This is a genomic window from Variovorax xiamenensis (assembly GCF_050916385.1).
GTDB lineage: Bacteria > Pseudomonadota > Gammaproteobacteria > Burkholderiales > Burkholderiaceae_C > Variovorax.
This window is the reverse complement of sequence record NZ_CP139038.1, coordinates 4,107,227-4,123,055: the sequence shown is the minus strand read 5'-3', so window position 1 is coordinate 4,123,055 and position 15,829 is coordinate 4,107,227. Positions and strand designations below refer to the sequence as shown.

At 67.4% G+C, this 15,829-nt stretch carries 16 protein-coding genes; 5 read left to right on the top strand and 11 right to left on the bottom strand.

Features of this window, described 5'->3' with window-relative positions; all coding sequences use genetic code 11:
• Positions 1-32: 32 nt before the first annotated feature.
• The 11 genes from SFB74_RS18795 to ribD all read right to left on the bottom strand — a co-directional run bounded on the left by SFB74_RS18795 (position 33) and on the right by ribD (position 9,675).
• Positions 33-1,763 carry a peptidoglycan D,D-transpeptidase FtsI family protein gene (locus SFB74_RS18795; protein WP_432725747.1) on the bottom strand — a complete coding sequence of 577 codons (1,731 nt, stop codon included), beginning with the start codon at positions 1,761-1,763 and terminating at the stop codon, positions 33-35.
• 86 nt (positions 1,764-1,849) lie between these two features.
• Complete coding sequence (locus SFB74_RS18790) at positions 1,850-2,767, bottom strand: cell envelope integrity protein TolA (protein ID WP_093306159.1); 918 nt, start codon at positions 2,765-2,767, stop codon at positions 1,850-1,852.
• A gap of 3 nt (positions 2,768-2,770) precedes the next feature.
• Positions 2,771-3,208: an ExbD/TolR family protein gene (locus SFB74_RS18785; RefSeq protein ID WP_432725746.1), complete on the bottom strand. Its 438-nt coding sequence runs from the start codon at positions 3,206-3,208 to the stop codon at positions 2,771-2,773.
• 15 nt (positions 3,209-3,223) lie between these two features.
• Positions 3,224-3,946: a protein TolQ gene (tolQ, locus tag SFB74_RS18780; RefSeq protein WP_093202806.1), complete on the bottom strand. Its 723-nt coding sequence runs from the start codon at positions 3,944-3,946 to the stop codon at positions 3,224-3,226.
• A complete protein-coding gene (ybgC, locus tag SFB74_RS18775) occupies positions 3,943-4,401 on the bottom strand; it encodes a tol-pal system-associated acyl-CoA thioesterase (protein ID WP_093202803.1) in 459 nt (152 codons plus the stop codon). Before ybgC ends, tolQ begins: the two co-directional genes overlap by 4 nt.
• The gene (locus tag SFB74_RS18770) at positions 4,398-5,594 is read right to left on the bottom strand and encodes a pyridoxal phosphate-dependent aminotransferase (protein WP_432725745.1); all 1,197 of its coding nucleotides are present in this window, start codon (positions 5,592-5,594) and stop codon (positions 4,398-4,400) included. The genes ybgC and SFB74_RS18770 overlap by 4 nt, the downstream gene beginning before the upstream one ends.
• Positions 5,595-5,682: 88 nt before the next feature.
• Positions 5,683-6,237 carry a transcription antitermination factor NusB gene (gene nusB / locus SFB74_RS18765; protein ID WP_093202799.1) on the bottom strand — a complete coding sequence of 185 codons (555 nt, stop codon included), beginning with the start codon at positions 6,235-6,237 and terminating at the stop codon, positions 5,683-5,685.
• Entirely contained in the window at positions 6,234-6,695 is a 462-nt protein-coding gene (gene ribH, locus SFB74_RS18760; RefSeq protein WP_432725744.1) for a 6,7-dimethyl-8-ribityllumazine synthase, read from the bottom strand. The genes nusB and ribH overlap by 4 nt, the downstream gene beginning before the upstream one ends.
• 6 nt (positions 6,696-6,701) lie before the next feature.
• Positions 6,702-7,856, bottom strand: a complete 1,155-nt coding sequence (gene ribBA, locus SFB74_RS18755) for a bifunctional 3,4-dihydroxy-2-butanone-4-phosphate synthase/GTP cyclohydrolase II (RefSeq protein ID WP_432725743.1) — start codon at positions 7,854-7,856, stop codon at positions 6,702-6,704.
• Complete coding sequence (locus SFB74_RS18750; RefSeq protein WP_432725741.1) at positions 7,853-8,509, bottom strand: riboflavin synthase; 657 nt, start codon at positions 8,507-8,509, stop codon at positions 7,853-7,855. Before SFB74_RS18750 ends, ribBA begins: the two co-directional genes overlap by 4 nt.
• Positions 8,510-8,553: 44 nt before the next feature.
• Positions 8,554-9,675 carry a bifunctional diaminohydroxyphosphoribosylaminopyrimidine deaminase/5-amino-6-(5-phosphoribosylamino)uracil reductase RibD gene (gene ribD, locus SFB74_RS18745; protein WP_432725740.1) on the bottom strand — a complete coding sequence of 374 codons (1,122 nt, stop codon included), beginning with the start codon at positions 9,673-9,675 and terminating at the stop codon, positions 8,554-8,556.
• A 207-nt stretch (positions 9,676-9,882) separates the two neighbouring features.
• On the opposite strand from ribD, the gene SFB74_RS18740 reads away from it, so the two are divergent.
• The 5 genes from SFB74_RS18740 to SFB74_RS18720 are packed head-to-tail and all read left to right on the top strand — an operon-like array spanning position 9,883 to position 15,824.
• The gene (locus tag SFB74_RS18740) at positions 9,883-10,383 is read left to right on the top strand and encodes a GspH/FimT family pseudopilin (RefSeq protein WP_432725739.1); all 501 of its coding nucleotides are present in this window, start codon (positions 9,883-9,885) and stop codon (positions 10,381-10,383) included.
• Positions 10,383-10,898 (top strand): type IV pilus modification protein PilV, encoded by a 516-nt coding sequence (gene pilV, locus SFB74_RS18735; protein ID WP_432731966.1) that lies wholly within the window; start codon positions 10,383-10,385, stop codon positions 10,896-10,898. Before SFB74_RS18740 ends, pilV begins: the two co-directional genes overlap by 1 nt.
• Entirely contained in the window at positions 10,895-11,722 is an 828-nt protein-coding gene (locus SFB74_RS18730) for a PilW family protein (protein ID WP_432725738.1), read from the top strand. Before pilV ends, SFB74_RS18730 begins: the two co-directional genes overlap by 4 nt.
• Positions 11,723-11,754: 32 nt before the next feature.
• Positions 11,755-12,405 carry a pilus assembly PilX family protein gene (locus SFB74_RS18725; RefSeq protein WP_432725737.1) on the top strand — a complete coding sequence of 217 codons (651 nt, stop codon included), beginning with the start codon at positions 11,755-11,757 and terminating at the stop codon, positions 12,403-12,405.
• 20 nt (positions 12,406-12,425) lie between these two features.
• The gene (locus SFB74_RS18720; RefSeq protein WP_432725735.1) at positions 12,426-15,824 is read left to right on the top strand and encodes a PilC/PilY family type IV pilus protein; all 3,399 of its coding nucleotides are present in this window, start codon (positions 12,426-12,428) and stop codon (positions 15,822-15,824) included.
• Positions 15,825-15,829 lie beyond the last annotated feature (5 nt).

Below are 15,829 nucleotides of genomic sequence, written 5' to 3'. Positions count from 1 at the left end.
TGCCGATGATCCTAAACGAGGCCGGCGGCAGCTCAGTGAGCCATCGGCGCCACGGCGAGATCGGGCACCACGTTCATGATGCGCAGCGTCTGCTGCACCACCTGGCTGAATACCGGCGCGGCCACGAGCCCGCCGAAGTACTTGCCGGCGCTGGGCTCGTCGACCATCACCGCGACGATGATGCGCGGCTTGTCGATGGGCGACATGCCCGTGTACCAGGCGCGGTACTTGTTGCTCGCGTAGCCCTTGCCCACCTGCTTGTGCGCGGTGCCGGTCTTGCCGCCCACCGAGTAGCCCACGGTCTGGGCCAGCGGCGCGGTACCGCCGGGCGCGGCGGCCATGTGCATCATCTGCCGCACCTCGCTGGCCACCAGCGGCGAGAACACCTGCACGCCGGCGGGTTCCTCTCCGTGGTTCTTCAGCAGGCTGATCGGAATCACCTCGCCGCCGTGCGCGAAGGCCGTGTAGGCATGCGCGATCTGGAAGAGCGACGCCGACAGGCCGTAGCCGTACGACATGGTGGCCTGCTCGATGGGGCGCCACGACTTCCACGGCCGCAGCCGGCCCGTCACCGCGCCGGGGAAGGGCGTCTGCGGCTTCTGGCCGAGCCCCACGGCGGTGAGCGAATTCCACATCTCCTGCGCCGACATGCGCTGCGAGATCTTGGTCGCGCCGACGTTGCTCGACTTCTGGATCACGCCCTCGACCGTGAGCACGCCGAAGTTCTCGTCGTCGTGGATGGTCGCGCCAGAGACGGTAATGCGCCCCGGATTGGTGTCGATGATGGTCTTGGGCGTGACCCGGCCCAACTGCAGCGCGGTGGCGACGGTGATGGGCTTCATCGTCGAGCCGGGCTCGAACACGTCGGTCATCGCGCGGTTGCGCAACTGCTCGCCGGTGAGGTTGCGGCGGTCGTTCGGGTCGTAGCTCGGGTAGTTGGCCATGGCCAGCAGCTCGCCGGTCTGCGCGTCGACCACCACCACGCTGCCCGCGCGCGCCTTGTTGGAGACCACGGCGTCGCGGATCTTCTCGTAGGCCACGAACTGCACCTGGTCGTCGATGCTCAGCTGGATGTCGTGGCCCGGCGTGGGCGGCACCTGGTCCTCGGTGTCCTCGATGATGTGGCCCAGCCGGTCCTTCAAGACATGGCGCGAGCCGGCCTTGCCGGCAAGCTCGTGCTCGAAGGCGAGCTCGACGCCCTCCTGGCCGACGTCCTCCACGTTGGTGAAGCCCGCCAGGTGCGCCGCCGCCTCGCCCTCGGGGTACTGGCGGCGGTAGTCGCGGCGCAGGTAGATGCCCTTGATGTTGAGCGCGGCAACCTGCTTGGCGATGGGCTCGTCGACCTGGCGCTTGATCCAGACGAAGCTCTTGTCCTCGTCCTCCAGCTTCTTGTCGAAGTCCTTCTGCGGCATGCCGAGCAGCTTCGCGGCCTGCCTGAGCTTTTCGAGCGTGGCCGGGTCGTCGCGCTCGATGTCCTCCGGAATGGCCCAGATGCTGGGCGCGGGGATGTCCGAGGCCAGGATCAGCCCGTGCCGGTCGAGGATGCGGCCCCGGTTGGCCGGCAGCTCCAGCGTGCGCTGATAGCGCACCTCGCCCTGGTGCTGGAAGAAGTCGTTGGCGAAGATCTGGACGTAGGCTGCGCGTCCGGCCAGCAGCAGGAAGCCGAAGGCGACGCTGGCCACGATGAACTTGCTGCGCCACACGGGAGTGGGGCTGGCGAGCAGAGGACTGCTGCCGTAGCGGATGCGGCCGTTGGGGTTCATGAGCCCCGATTATCGAGTTCCGGGTGACGTGCAAGTCACCCGGAAGGGGCCCGTTTTCTTAGCTGCGCGTTAGATGCGCGCAGGGATCAGCGCTTGGGACGCAGCGTGACGATCAGCGACGGGAAGATGCGCCCGTCGGTGTCGCGAGGCAGCTTGTCGGTCTTGCGCAGGCCGCGTTCGGCGGCGTCGTCCCAGCCCGGGAGGCCGCTCGACTTGCTGAGCTTCACGCCGACGATCGTGCCGTCGGGTGCCAGGCTCACCTCGAACTCGGCCGCCGGGTTGCCGTTCACGGTGTCGGCATCGGGGAAGGTGATGTTCGGGCGCACCGCGGCGGCGATGCGGCCGGCATAGCCGCTGGACGGACCGGACGTGCGCTGGGCCGTGCCGCGCGAGTCATCGCTGCCGGTGGCATTGGCAAGGCCCTGCATGCGCTTGAGCGCGGCGGCGCGGTCGGCGGCTGCCTGCTTCGCGGCGGTCTCGGCCTTCTTCTGCTCTGCCTGCTTGGCCTCGGCTTCCTGCTGCTTCTTCTGCTCGGCCAGCTTCTGCTGCTGTTCCTTCTTGCGCTGGGCTTCGTCCTCGGCGCGCTGCTTGGCTTCCAGCTCTTTTTTCTTCTGCTGCTGTTGCCGCTCGAGTTCGCGCTCCTGCTGTTCCTTCTGCTCCTTGAGCTTCTTCTCGCGCTCGAGGGCGATGTCGGGAGCCTTCGGAGCGGGAGCGGGCTCGGGAGCCTTCGCTGCGGGCGGGGGCGGCGGTGCGGGGGCGGGCGGCGGTGGCGCGGGAACGGGAGCGGGCGCCGGCGGTGCCTGCAGGCGGGGAGCCGCCTGCTGCACCGTGGAAGACCACAGCTCCGCGTCGACCGCGCCCTCGTCGGCGTCGCTGCGCCAGCGCACGCCCCACGTCAGCGCCGCGATCAGCAGGCCGTGAGCGATGAGCGCCAGTACCAATGCACGCCCAGTGCCGCGCTGCGGCGGCGGTGCGAACTCGGGGCGATCCAGTGCGAGCGACATGCCTTATTTGCCGCCCGTGGTCGTGACCGACAGGCCCACGCGCTCGATGCGATTCTTCTTGAGCTCGTTCATCGCCTTCACGACGGTTTCATACTTCACCGATTTGTCGGCACTGATGACCACCGGGCGCTGGTCGTCGCCGCCCTGGGCCTGCTTGGCGGCCGAGCCGATCTGGTTCATGGGAATCGAGGTGCCGCCGGTGCCGGTGGACGGATCCTTCTTGATCTGCACTTCGTCTTCGCTCTTGATGACGATCTCGATGGGCTTGTCGGGCTGCTTGTTGGCACGATCCATCGTCGGCAGGTTGATCACGCTCGGCGTGATGAGCGGCGCGGTGACCATGAAGATGATCAGCAGCACCAGCATCACGTCGATGAACGGGACCATGTTGATCTCGTTGATCGTCCGGCGGCCGCGGCCCCGGGATGAAACGGCGGGCATGCGCTGCGCCTCCGTTCAGCGGTTGGCCGGAGCCACCGAGGAGCCCGCGCCGCCGGCAGCCGGGTTGGCCGACAGGTTGCGCTGCAGGATGTTGGAGAACTCCTCGATGTACGTTTCGAGGGCGATGGCGATCTTGTCGATCTCGCGGGCGAAGCGGTTGTAGCCCACGACCGCCGGAATGGCGGCGAAGAGGCCGATTGCGGTGGCCACCAGCGCCTCGGCGATGCCGGGGGCCACGGTGGCCAGAGTCACCTGCGCCAGGGCGGCCAGGCCGGTGAAGGCGTGCATGATGCCCCACACGGTGCCGAAGAGGCCCACGTACGGAGAGACGGAGCCGACGGTGGCCAGGAAGGAGAGGTTCTGCTCGGCCGCATCGAGTTCGCGCTGGAAGCTCGCGCGCATCGCACGGCGGGCGCCATCGAGCAGCGTGCCGGCGTCGGTGACGTGGCGCTCGCGCAGCTTCTGGTACTCGCGCATGCCGGAGGCGAAGATGCGCTCCATGGGGCCGGCGAACTTGGCGTTCTGCGCGGCGGAGGCAAAGAGTTCGTTGAGGCTGGTGCCCGACCAGAACTCGCGTTCGAAGTCGTCGTTGAGGGCCCGCATGCGCCGCAGCGCGAAGTACTTGCGGATGATCGCGGCCCAGCTTGCGATCGAGACGATCACGAGCAGCAGCACGACCAGTTGCACCACGAAGCTCGCATGGAGCAGGAGATTGATGATGGAAAGGTCTTGGTTCATGGCTTGAAAGGTTGAGTCATGGAGCCGCTGTAGCGCTCGAGGGTTCCCGTCACCTGTTTCGGGATGCGTGCGGGCCGCAGTGTGGCCGCGTCCACCCACCCGATGCGGATGGTGCCTTCGCACAGCAGGACGGGTTCGGAGGCCCCCGTTCGCTCCTGCTCTGTTTTCGATAGCACGCGCTGTCCGATTATCAGTGACGCGGTACCCAGTTGTTGAAGATCGGCCGTAACGAGCAGTTCGTCGTCCAGCCGCGAGGGCCGATGGTATTTGAGCTGCGTCTCGCTCACCACGAACTGGCCGCCGGTTTCCTCGCGCAGCTTGCGCTGCTCCACGCCCAGCGAGCGCAGCCATTCGGTGCGGCCGCGCTCCATGAACTTCAGGTAGTTGGCGTAGAACACGATGCCGCCGGCGTCGGTGTCTTCCCAGTAGACGCGGATCGGGAACGCGTAGCTCATCGGGCCCGGTTCTCTGCCATCGCCCGCAGGCGCTCGATGGACTCCTGCAGATGCGCCATCGAACTGGCGGTGGAGAAGCGAACGAACTTGGCAGTCTCGGCGGTGCCGAAATCGCGCCCGGGCGTGACGGCGACGTGGGCGCGCTTCATGGTCTCGAAGGCGAAGTCCCAGCTGCCGGAGATGCCGAGCTTCTCGGCGAAGGACGTGCAGTCGGCCCAGGCGTAGAAGGCACCATCGGGCACCACGGGCACGTTCAGGCCCAGTGCGTTCAGCTGCGGAATGAACCAGTCGCGGCGCGCCTTGAACTCGGCGCGGCGGCGTTCGTACTCGGCAATGCTCTCGTCCTCGAAGCAGGCCAGCGCGGCGTACTGCGACACCGTGCTCGCGCAGATGAAGAGGTTCTGCGCGAGGCGCTCGACCACCGGCACCAGCACTTCGGGCACCACCAGCCAGCCGAGGCGCCAGCCGGTCATGTTGAAGTACTTGCTGAAGCTGTTGATGCTGATGACGTTCTCGTCGATGGCCAGCGCGGTCTGACCGAAGGCATCGTCGTAGGAGAGGCCGAGGTAGATCTCGTCGATCAGCGTGATGCCGCCGCGCTTGGACACCACCTCGTGGATGCGGCGCAGCTCGTCGGGCGCGATGGAGGTGCCCGTCGGATTCGAGGGCGATGCCAGCAGCACGCCGCGCGTCTTGTCGGTCCAGGCGGCCTCGACCTTGTCGGCCGTGAGCTGGAAGCGCTCCTCGGCCGTGGTCGGCAGCAGCACCGCCTTGCCCTCGGCGGCGCTCACGAAGTGGCGGTTGCACGGATAGCTCGGGTCGGGCATCAGGATCTCGTCGCCCGATTCGATTAGCGCGAGACACGCCAGCTGCAGCGCGGCCGAGGCACCGGCGGTGACGACGATGCGGCGGGCCGGCACGTCGACGTTGAAGCGCTGGCGATACCAGCCGCTGATGCGTTCGCGCAGGTGGTCGAGGCCGGTGGCCTGCGTGTACTGCGTGGCGCCGGCGCGCACGGCGCGGGCGGCGGCTTCCTGCACCAGCGGCGGGGCGGTGAAGTCGGGCTCGCCGATGTTCAGGAAGATCATCGGCCGGTCGGTGTGGGCGACCTCGCGGGCCAGCACGCCGGCGGCCTTGGCCACTTCCATCACATAGAAGGGCTCGATGCGCTGCGCGCGCGTGGAAATTCTCATCGCACCCCCAGGCTGCGGCGCTGCGCGCCTTCGCCAACCCCCTCGCAAGCGAGGGGGCGAGCGCCTTCGGGCGGCCGTGCGGCGCTCCTCATGCTCGCGCTTTCCCCGAAGCGCGGTCCGCTTCCACTTCGAGCGGTCGAAGCTGCGGCGCCAGCCCGTTGAGCACCGCGTTCACGTACTTGTGGCCATCGGTGCCGCCGAACTCCTTGGCCAGCTCGATGCACTCGTTGAGCACCACGCGCCACGGCACATCGGGGCAGTTCTGGAATTCGTAGACGCCGATCCACATCACCGCATGCTCGATGGGCGAGATCTCCTCGAACTTGCGGTCGAGCAGCGGGCGGATCAGCGCATCGAGCTGTTCGGCGCCTTCGATGGAGCCGTGCAGCAGCGCGTCGTAGTGCAGCGCGTCAGCCTTGTGGAAGCCGGCGAGGTCGCGCGTGAAGTGGTCGATGTCGGTCGGATCGTTGCGGCCCACCAGGTGCTGGTAGAGCGCCTGCAGCGCGAATTCGCGCGCACGGGTGCGGTTCGACTTGGCCGCAGCCTTGCGCACGCCGGTGCTGGTGAGGCCCACGCGCGACTGCTTGGGCTTCTCGCCGGCGGCCTTCAGGGCCTTGAGGGACTTGGAGCGGTCTTCGGTCATGAAAGGGTGGCCAGCAGTTGCGCCATCTCGACAGCCACACGGGCCGCGTCGCGGCCCTTGTCGGTCTGGCGGGCGACGGCCTGTTCGAGGTTTTCGGTGGTGAGGATCGCGTTGGCGATGGGCAGGCGGTAGTCGAGCGCAACGCGGCTCACGCTGGCGCCCGATTCGTTGGCCACGAGTTCGAAGTGGTAGGTCTCGCCGCGGATGATGCAGCCCAGCGCCACCAGCGCGTGGTAGCCGCCGCGCTCGGCGAGCGCCTGCAGCGCCACGGGCACTTCGAGCGCGCCCGGCACCTGCACGTGGTGGATGTCGCTGGCGGCCACGCCCAGCGTCTCGAGTTCCGAGAGGCAGGCCGAGGCCAGCGCATCGGTGATGTCGGCGTTGAAGCGCGCCTGCACGATGCCGATGCGCAGTCCCTTGCCGTTGAGCGTCGTTTCGCCCTTGTTTGAACCTTGCATGGTCGTTCAGTCTTTCGTGAGGTAGCCGGCGATCTCGAGGCCGTAGCCCGCAGCCATGCTCGGCATGCGACGCGGCGTGCCGAGCAGATTCATCTTGTGCACACCGCATTCGCGCAGGATCTGCGCACCAATGCCGTAGCTGCGAAGGTCCATGCGGCCGCGCTCGGGCGCCTGCGCGGGGCGCGCGGTGCCGTCGAACTGAGCGAGCAGCTCGCCGGCGGTTTCGCCGCAGTTCAGCAGCACTGCCACGCCCTTACCCTCGGTCGCGATGTGCGAGAGGCTGGCGTCGAGGCTCCAGGAGTGCAGCGAGCGGTTGATTTCGAGCGCGTCGAGCACCGACAGCGGCTCGTGCACGCGCACCGACACGGTTTCGTCGGGCGTCCACTTGCCGCGCACCAGCGCGAGGTGCACGCCATGGCTGGGCTTGTCGAGGAATGCGTGGGCGGTGAAGCTGCCCCAGGCGGTCTGGATCTCGCGGCAGCCGACCTTCTCGACCAGCGATTCGACGCGGCTGCGGTGCTCGATCAGCGCGGCGATGGTGCCGATCTTGATGCCGTGCTCGGCCGCGAAGATCTGCAGGTCGGGCAGGCGGGCCATGGTGCCGTCTTCGTTCATCACCTCGCAGATCACCGAGGCGGGCGAGCAGCCTGCCATGGCGGCGAGGTCGCAGCCGGCTTCGGTATGGCCGGCGCGCATCAGCACGCCGCCGTCCACCGCCTGCAGCGGGAAGATGTGGCCGGGCTGCACCAGGTCGGCGGCCACGGCATTGGGCGCGACGGCGGCCTGCACGGTGCGCGCGCGGTCGGCGGCCGAGATGCCGGTGGTCACGCCCTCGGCCGCCTCGATGGAGACGGTGAACGCGGTCGAATGCTTGGCGCCGTTGCGCTGGACCATCGGCGGCAGCTGCAGCCGCTCGCACATCTCGCGCGAGAGCGTCAGGCAGATCAGGCCGCGTGCATGGCGGGCCATGAAGTTGATGGCCTCGGGCGTGATGTGGTCGGCCGCGATGACGATGTCGCCTTCGTTCTCGCGGTCTTCCTCGTCGACGAGGATCACCATGCGGCCGGCGGCGAGCTCGGCCACGATCTCTTCGACCGGTGAGATCGGTGCTGGTGCGCGCGCGGCGCGGGGGGCGCCGATCGGCGTGACGGAGGCGTTCATCTGGAGATGTCCTTGGATGGAGTCGGTGCGAGCACGCCCGCCTGGAGCATGCGCTCCACGTAGCGCGCCACGGTGTCGATTTCGAGGTTGACCTTCGAGCCGGCCTTCAGGCCGCCGAGGGAGGTGTTCTCGACGGTGTGCGGGATCAGGTTGATGCTGATCTCCGCGCCGCCGGCGATGTCCTTCACGCTGTTGACGGTGAGGCTCACGCCGTTGACGGTGATCGAGCCCTTGTAGGCGAGGAAGCGGGCCAGCTCGGGCGGCGCGACCACGCGCAATTCCCAGCTTTCGCCGACCGGCTCGAACAGGCTGACGCTGCCGATGCCGTCCACGTGGCCCGACACGATGTGGCCGCCGAGGCGGTCACTGGCGCGCAAGGCCTTCTCGAGGTTGATGCGGCTGCCTTCATCGGTCAGGCCCGCGGTCTTGTCGAGGGATTCGGCCGAAATGTCGATGGTGAACTGCTGGCGCTCGGGAGCGAGCGTGGTGACGGTCATGCACGCGCCGTTGAGCGCGATGCTGTCGCCGAGACCGACGTCGTCGAGGTAGCCGGCGGGCACCTCGATGCTGAGTCTCTTGCCGTGGGAGGAGGTGGTGCCGAGGTCGTGGATGGCGGCGATGCGCCCCACGCCGGTGATGATTCCGGTGAACATCCTCGCATTTTCGCAGAGAACGAAGAGGCTTCGGGCGGGGCGGGCTAGAAGGCGTCCCTTCCGGCAACCCTGGCCACGATCCGCAGGTCGGGGCCGACCTGCCCGAGGCTGCGGAATTCGAGGGGCAATGCGCCCGCCAATTCGGTCAATGGCCCGCCGGCGTGGATGCCGGAGGCGATGTCCAGCCCGTCGCCGATCAATTTCGGAGCCAGATAAACCAGCAGCTCGTCGACCAGGCCCTCGCGAAGCAGGGAGCCATTGAGCTTGTGCCCGGACTCGACGTGCAATTCGTTGACTTCGCGGCGGGCTAGATCCTTCAGCATCGCCGCCAGGTCGACCTTGCCCTGCGCATTGGGCAGGCAGGTGACGGTGGCGCCGCGCGCCTCGAGGGCGGCGGTCTTCTCCTGGTCCTGCACCGCGGCATAGATCCAGACATCGCGGCCCGGCATGAAGAGCTTGGCGCCCGGAGGAGTCTGAAGCTGGCTGTCGACCACCACCACGCGAGGCTGGCGCGTGGTCTGCACGAGCCGGACGTCGAGCCGGGGATCGTCTTCGAGCACCGTGCCCACGCCGGTCAGCACCGCGCTGGCCCGTGCCCGCCAGGCATGGCCGTCCGCGCGTGCGGGCTCGGAAGTGATCCATTGGCTCACGCCGTTGCGCAGGCCGGTCTTGCCGTCCAGCGAAGCCGCGGCCTTGAGCCGCACCCACGGCGTCTTGCGGACCATGCGGCTGAAGAAGCCTAGATTGAGCTCCCGCGCCTCGTCCGCACCCGGCCCGACTTCGACCTCGACACCGGCGGCACGCAGCCGCCCGAAGCCCTGGCTGGCGACCAGCGGATTGGGGTCGGCCATCGCCGCCACGACCCGGCCGATGCCGGCCGCGACCAGCGCGTCGCAGCACGGGCCGGTGCGGCCGTGATGGGAGCAGGGCTCCAGCGTGACCCAGGCCGTTGCGCCAGCGACCGAGTTGCCACGCGCGGCGGCATCGCGCAGCGCCATGACCTCGGCATGCGGGCCGCCGACCTGTTGGGTGTGGCCCTGGCCGATCACGGTGCCCTCGGGCGACACCAGCACGCAGCCCACGCGCGGATTCGGATCGGTCTCCGGACCGGCCTGGCGTGCGAGGTCCAGCGCCTGAATCATGAAATTCGGATTTTCTTTTGTCATTCTTTTGTTAAATCAAATTTGTTGCAAATGTCAATTCGAAATCGCTCGAAAACAATTCGCCGTCGATCTATTTGTCTTGACCGTCTGTCGTGCAATTGCCGCTATTCGCCGGGTAATGGGAAATTGAAAAAATAGAATTCGCGCCCATTGCAAATCAGGGAGAAGCGCTCGTCCGGCACGCAGGTGCAAGGCGACGGGCGGCACGACATGAACAACATCGGATTCTGCGCGTCAGAGCGAGGCTTCACGCTCATCGAGATGATGGTCGTCATCGTACTGATGGCCGTGATGCTCGGAATGGCGCTGCCCAGCTTCAGCGGCCTCGTCGAGCGCTATCGCGTCGAGGGCATGGCCAAGGCCCTCGTGGCGAGCGTGACCCATGCGCGCGCCGAGGCGGCCCGGCGAGGGAAGACGGTGGTCATCCAGCAACGCGCCGACTGCAGGGGCCGTGACTGGAGCTGCGGCTGGGACACGCTGGTCGGAAGCGGGAACACCATCGAGACCCTCAGGCGGCAAGACCCCGACGACCGGGTCGCGATAGAGAAGAACACGGGCGGCGCCATGTCGTTCGATGCGATGGGGCATTCGACAGGCGCGACCAGCTTCGGCTTTCGCCCGTCGGGCAGCGACAGTTCGTCCAATGCCGTCGCGGTGTGCCTGTCGCTCGGCGGGCGCGTCAAGCTGGTGAAGGGGGACGGATCGTGCTGATGCGGGGCGGTGCGCAAGCGGGTTTCTCGATGATCGAGGCCCTGGTGGCGCTTCTGGTGCTTTCGCTTGGACTGCTGGCGCTGGCCGGCTTCCAGATACGCGTGCTGAGCGACAGCGTCGGAGCGAGCAACCAGAGCATCGCCATGCAGCTCGCCGGCGACATGGCCGACCGCATCAGGGCCAATCCTGTAGCCAGTGCGGCAGCAGCCAGTCCCTACGTGGTCGACTGGTCGCCCGCGGATGAGGAAGAGCCGAAGCCCTCGTGCGTGAGTGCCAGTTGCAACGCCGCCGAACTCGCTGCGCACGATCTGTGGAGCTGGAAGCGGGCGGTGGCGGCTGCGTTGCCGGGCGGTCTGGCCGACGTCCAGGAAAAGGCGACGGCCGGCGGCATGCTGTTCATGCACATCGCGTGGGACGAGCCGTCGGTGCTCAATCCGATCGCCCCCGACGCGGGGTGGGGGTGCCCCAACGACAAGGCCTGTCTCGAAGTCTCCGTCGCGGTGCCGCAACCATGAAGCGCGCGGCAATCTTTCCCGAGCCGCGGCAGGCCGGATTCACGCTGGTCGAGTTCCTGGTCGCGCTGATCATCGGCATGCTTGTCGTGCTGGCCGCCATCGCGGCCATGCTCGGCACGCGCAGCACCGCCATGACGGGTGACGACGTCAACGCGCTCAACCAGTCGTCGGCACTGGCGTTCAGGCTGCTGGGGCAGCAGATCCGGCAGGCCGGATACATCCCCATCGACGCCACCGAGCCGCTGTACTACTTCAACGTCAACCCCGACAAGGCCACCAATCTCACGGGCGAACCGGCCTTCTTCGCGGTCAGGGGCGTGGAGTCGCCGGGCGGGTCTGAGAACGACAGGCTGAAGCTCGGCTACGCGCCGAACCCCGACTACTTCAAGGACTGCCTGGGGCAGGAGCCCGGACGATCTTCGGTCGGCGGGTATGGCGCGGCCGATCCCGGCGCGCCGGGCAACGTGCGGCTGATCACCAGCGAATTCTCGGTGGACAACAAGGGCGTGCTCAGGTGCCGTGGCAGCGGCAATGCGACGCCGCAGCCGGTCATCGAAGGCGTCGAGCGCTTCGACGTCATGTATGGCGTCGGTGCAAAGGCCGGCAGCCAGCAGGTGGTGCGCTATGTGACGGCCGACGACATCGCGGACTTCAACACCGTTCGCACGGTGCGTGTCTGCCTCCAGCTCGTCGGCAACTCCAGGAACAACCCCGGCGGCAGCCATGCCGACTGCGACGGGGAGTCGCGCACAAGCAGCGATGGGAGGCTGCGGCGCGTCTACACGGCGGTGTTCTCGCTGCGCAACGACCTGGGGGCGCTATGAGATCGCACCGCGGGTTTTCTGGCGGGCGTGCCGTGCAACACGGCTTCTCGCTCTTCGTCGTGATGATCATGTTGCTGCTCTCGGCGCTGCTGTTGATCGGCGGCGCGCGAACCGCCTCGCTTCTCGAATCGGTGGCGGGCAACCAGCGCGAGTACCAGCGAGCCTTCGAGGCGGCTGAAGCCACGCTGCTGGATGCGGAACGCGACATCAGGCAACTGGCCTTCGACTCCGCGAGTCATGCCTATGTCCCGTGCTCGGCGCTCGCCGTGCAGCGCTGCCGCAAGGCCGAAGACGGCCGCGTCTTCCCCGACCGCGACACCGGCTGGATGACCGCCTACATGACCGACGGTGCGGACAGCTGCGCGCGGGGCATCTGCTACTTCTCCGCGCCCGATTCGGTCGCGGCTGCCTCGGGCAGCGAGGCCTACCGGTTCTGGCGCCGCGATGCGTACAAGGACCGGCACGCGTCCTATGGGCAGTTCACCGGAGCGCCCGATGCGGGCAGCCTGGCGCTGACCGGTGCCAGGTACTGGATCGAGGTCATCGACCGAAGGAACAGCAAATACCCGCTCTACCGGATCACCGCGGTCGCAACCGGCGTGCGCGCCGCGAGCCTGGCGGGCGCCACGCGGGTCGAACTGCAGGTGTCCTTCGATCCGGACCCGGTCAAGGGGGTGAATTGAGCATGGCGGGAGGGAAACACATGAACATCAACGGAATTTCCAAGAGAACAGCGCTGTGCGGACTGATACTGGCGCAGTCCATCGGCCATGCCGCGCCGTATTCGCTGGCGCAGGTGCCGCGCAACACGGCGGTCAAGGAGCCGGCGCCTAACGTGATCGTTTCGGTCGACAACTCCGGGAGCATGGAGTGGTCGTCGTGGACTCCGGATGGCGGCGCAGCGCCTCCCAATCCTCCCAGCCGGATGGAAGCGCTGAAGACCGCGCTCAGGGAAAACTTCTCCGCCGCCAGCATTCCCGACGACCGGATCCGTCTTGCCTGGCAGGCGATGAACTCCGGCGGCTTCAGCGGCAAGGACAACAACTGCGTCGGGTTCTTCGGCGACACCTCAGCGGGCAGGTATCGAGCCGGCAAATGCGAGATCGGAGGCCGCGTCAACGCAAACCTGATGCATTCGCTGGACGGCGCGCATCGCGCCAATTTCATGGCCTGGGTCGATTCGCTGGACCCCTACGGCGGAACCCCCTTGCACGCCATGATGACCCGCGCCGGCGAGTACATGAAGACTACCGGCCGGTACAACCCGTATTCGGACGATCCGGGAGTGGAGGGCGCCACGACGTCCGGTTGCCGCAGGTCCTTCCATATATTCATGACCGATGGCGACTACAACCTCTTCGGGTTCAACCAGGATCCGGGCGAACTCAACATGCCGGCTATCGGCAACGAGGACGGGACGGGCCGCGTCCTGCCCGATTCCGTCGCCTATGTGCCGCGCCCGCCCTACAAGGACGACGCCGGCGCCGTCCACAACGCTGCCAACTGGAGGAAGGATCTGTGGGGCAACTGGAAGTCCGGGGCCGAATACCGTCCAACCCTGGCCGACATGGCCTTCCACTACTGGGCCAGCGACCTGCAGCCAGGTATCCCGAACAACATCCGGAGGATCACTGCCGAGGCCGGTGCCGTCGCGGTAGGCGGGAAGACCGTCCCCGAGTACTGGAATCCGAAGAACAATCCAGCCGGCTGGCAGCACCTGACGACCTACACCATCGGATTCGGCGCGGCCTCGTCGTGGGCGGGCGCTCCGGCCATCTCGGCGAGGGCGGCACAGCCCACCTACAGCGGTGACTACGCGCGGCTGGTAGACGGCACGATCGCCTGGTCGAACCCGTTGGCGAGCACGCTGGAGATGCAAAGCTGGAATGCTTTCAACGGTGGCAGCGGGTACTACCACGAGAAACCCTCCAATGCCGCCGCCGTGCGCATGGACCTGTGGCATGCCGCGCTCAACAGCCGCGGCACGTTCACGCCGGCATCCAACGCCCAGGCGCTCGGCAGCGCCTTCAAATCGATCCTCGGGCAGATCCTGGTCAACACGAGCCTGCCCTTGACCTCCATCGCCGCCAGCGCCTCCAGGGTGTCGACAGGCACGACCGTCTACCAGGCCGGCTACGACTCCGCGGACTGGTCGGGCACGCTCACCGCCACGAGGTTCGGCGCCGACGGCAGGCTGGCATCCTCGTCCGTCTGGTCTGCGCGCGATCTGCTCGACGCGCGCATGGCGACGCCCGGAGCGCACGGCAGCGATCGCAAGGTGCTCAGCTTCTCGGGCACGACCACGGCGACGGCCTCCAGCGCCGCAACCAGTGGTTCCGGCGTGCCGTTCCGGTGGAACCGCCTGAACGACACGCAAAAGGATGCGCTCAAGGGCTCCGCCGCTGTCGACGCCGCAAGCACGGCGCTGGGCCAGGGCGTGCTCGACTTCCTGCGTGGTGACCGCAGCAACGAGGGCACTCGCCTGGGATTGCGCAAGCGCGCCCATGTGCTCGGCGACATCGTGGGCTCCAGCGTCTGGTACGCAGGCAAACCCAGGAGCGGCTTCACCAACGACGCCTACGCCAGATTTGCCGCGAGCGTCGGCCGCGCGCCGATGGTCTACGTCGGCGCCAACGACGGCATGCTGCATGCCTTCAATGCCTCGACCGGCAAGGAAGAGTTCGCCTATGTGCCCGAAGGCCTCTTCGGTACGGCGGAAGCGCCCGGGCTCAAGCGGCTCAGCGAGGGCTCCTACTCGCACAGGTACTACGTCGACGGCAGCGCCTTCGTGGCCGATGTCTACATGGGCAGCCGCGGCACGACAACCGCCTCCAAGGTCACGGACGCCGAGAAGGCGGCGCAGTGGAGGTCCCTGCTCGTGGGGACGCTCGGAGCGGGCGGCAAGGGGTACTTCGTGCTCGACGTCACGAGGCCCGAGACCATCGACGAGAGCAAGGCCGCCAGCGTGGCGCTGATCGACACGACTGCGCTCGCCGACGAAGACCTGGGCCATCAGCTCCAGCAGCCCGCGCTCGATTCCTTCTCGGGGCGTGCGCTGCAGGTGGCGCCGCTGAACAACGAGCGCAAGGCTCTGATCCTTGGCAACGGCTACAACAACAGGAGCGAGAGAGCCGTGCTGTGGATCCAGTATCTGGACGGCGACAAGGCGATCATGAAGATCCCCGTGCCCGCCATGCAGGGGAGCGACATCGGCAACGGCCTGTCGGCGCCGCGCCCTGTGGACCGCGACGGCGACGGCAAGGTCGATTTCGTCTACGCCGGGGACCTGTTCGGGAACCTCTGGAAATTCGATCTGAGCGACCCCGACAGCCGCAAGTGGAAGGCCACGCTAGGTCCGGTCGGTCCGAACCGTTCGACCGCAGCCGCATCCGGCCTCGACAACAAGCCGCTGTTCTCGGCCGACGCAAGGCAGCCGATCACGGCCGCACCCGTGGTCGTCGATCATCCGCGTGGCGGCTACATGGTGGTGTTCGGCACCGGGCGGCTGTTCGCCTCGGGTGACGAAGGCTTGAGCGCCCAGCAGTACCTGTACGGCATCTGGGACCCGGCCAACGGGAGCGTCGGCACGGCGACCCTGACCGACCTCGTGGCACAAACCATCGGTACCACCCCTGTCGATGAAGCCGGCGTCGAGTTGCGCACCGTCTCCCGCAAATCCGTGAGCTACACCGGCTCGCAGGCCAAGCGCGGTTGGCATCTGGAGTTGCCGACGACAGGGGAGCGCATCGTCTATCCCGGTAACGTGCTGGGCAATGGGGTCGGGCTGTTCTCGACCACCATTCCCGGTTCGAGCAGCAATTCGATCGACTGCACCGCCGGCACGGGCGACGACGGCTGGTCGCTGGTGGTCGACCTGTTCAGCGGCTCTGCCCCCGAGGGCATCGCATACACCACCTCTGGTGCAGTGGGAGCCTATCTGGGGTTCCGGAATCGTTCCGGCAGGGATGACATCGTCCTGGAGCCGCAGAACCGGGAAAAGGGCAGGGACGTGATCTGCAATGCCGCCGGCGACTGCAAGTCGCCGAAGCGGCCGGACATCGTGCGCCGCTTCGGCTGGCGCAGCCTGATCTCGACGAACTGAAGAAC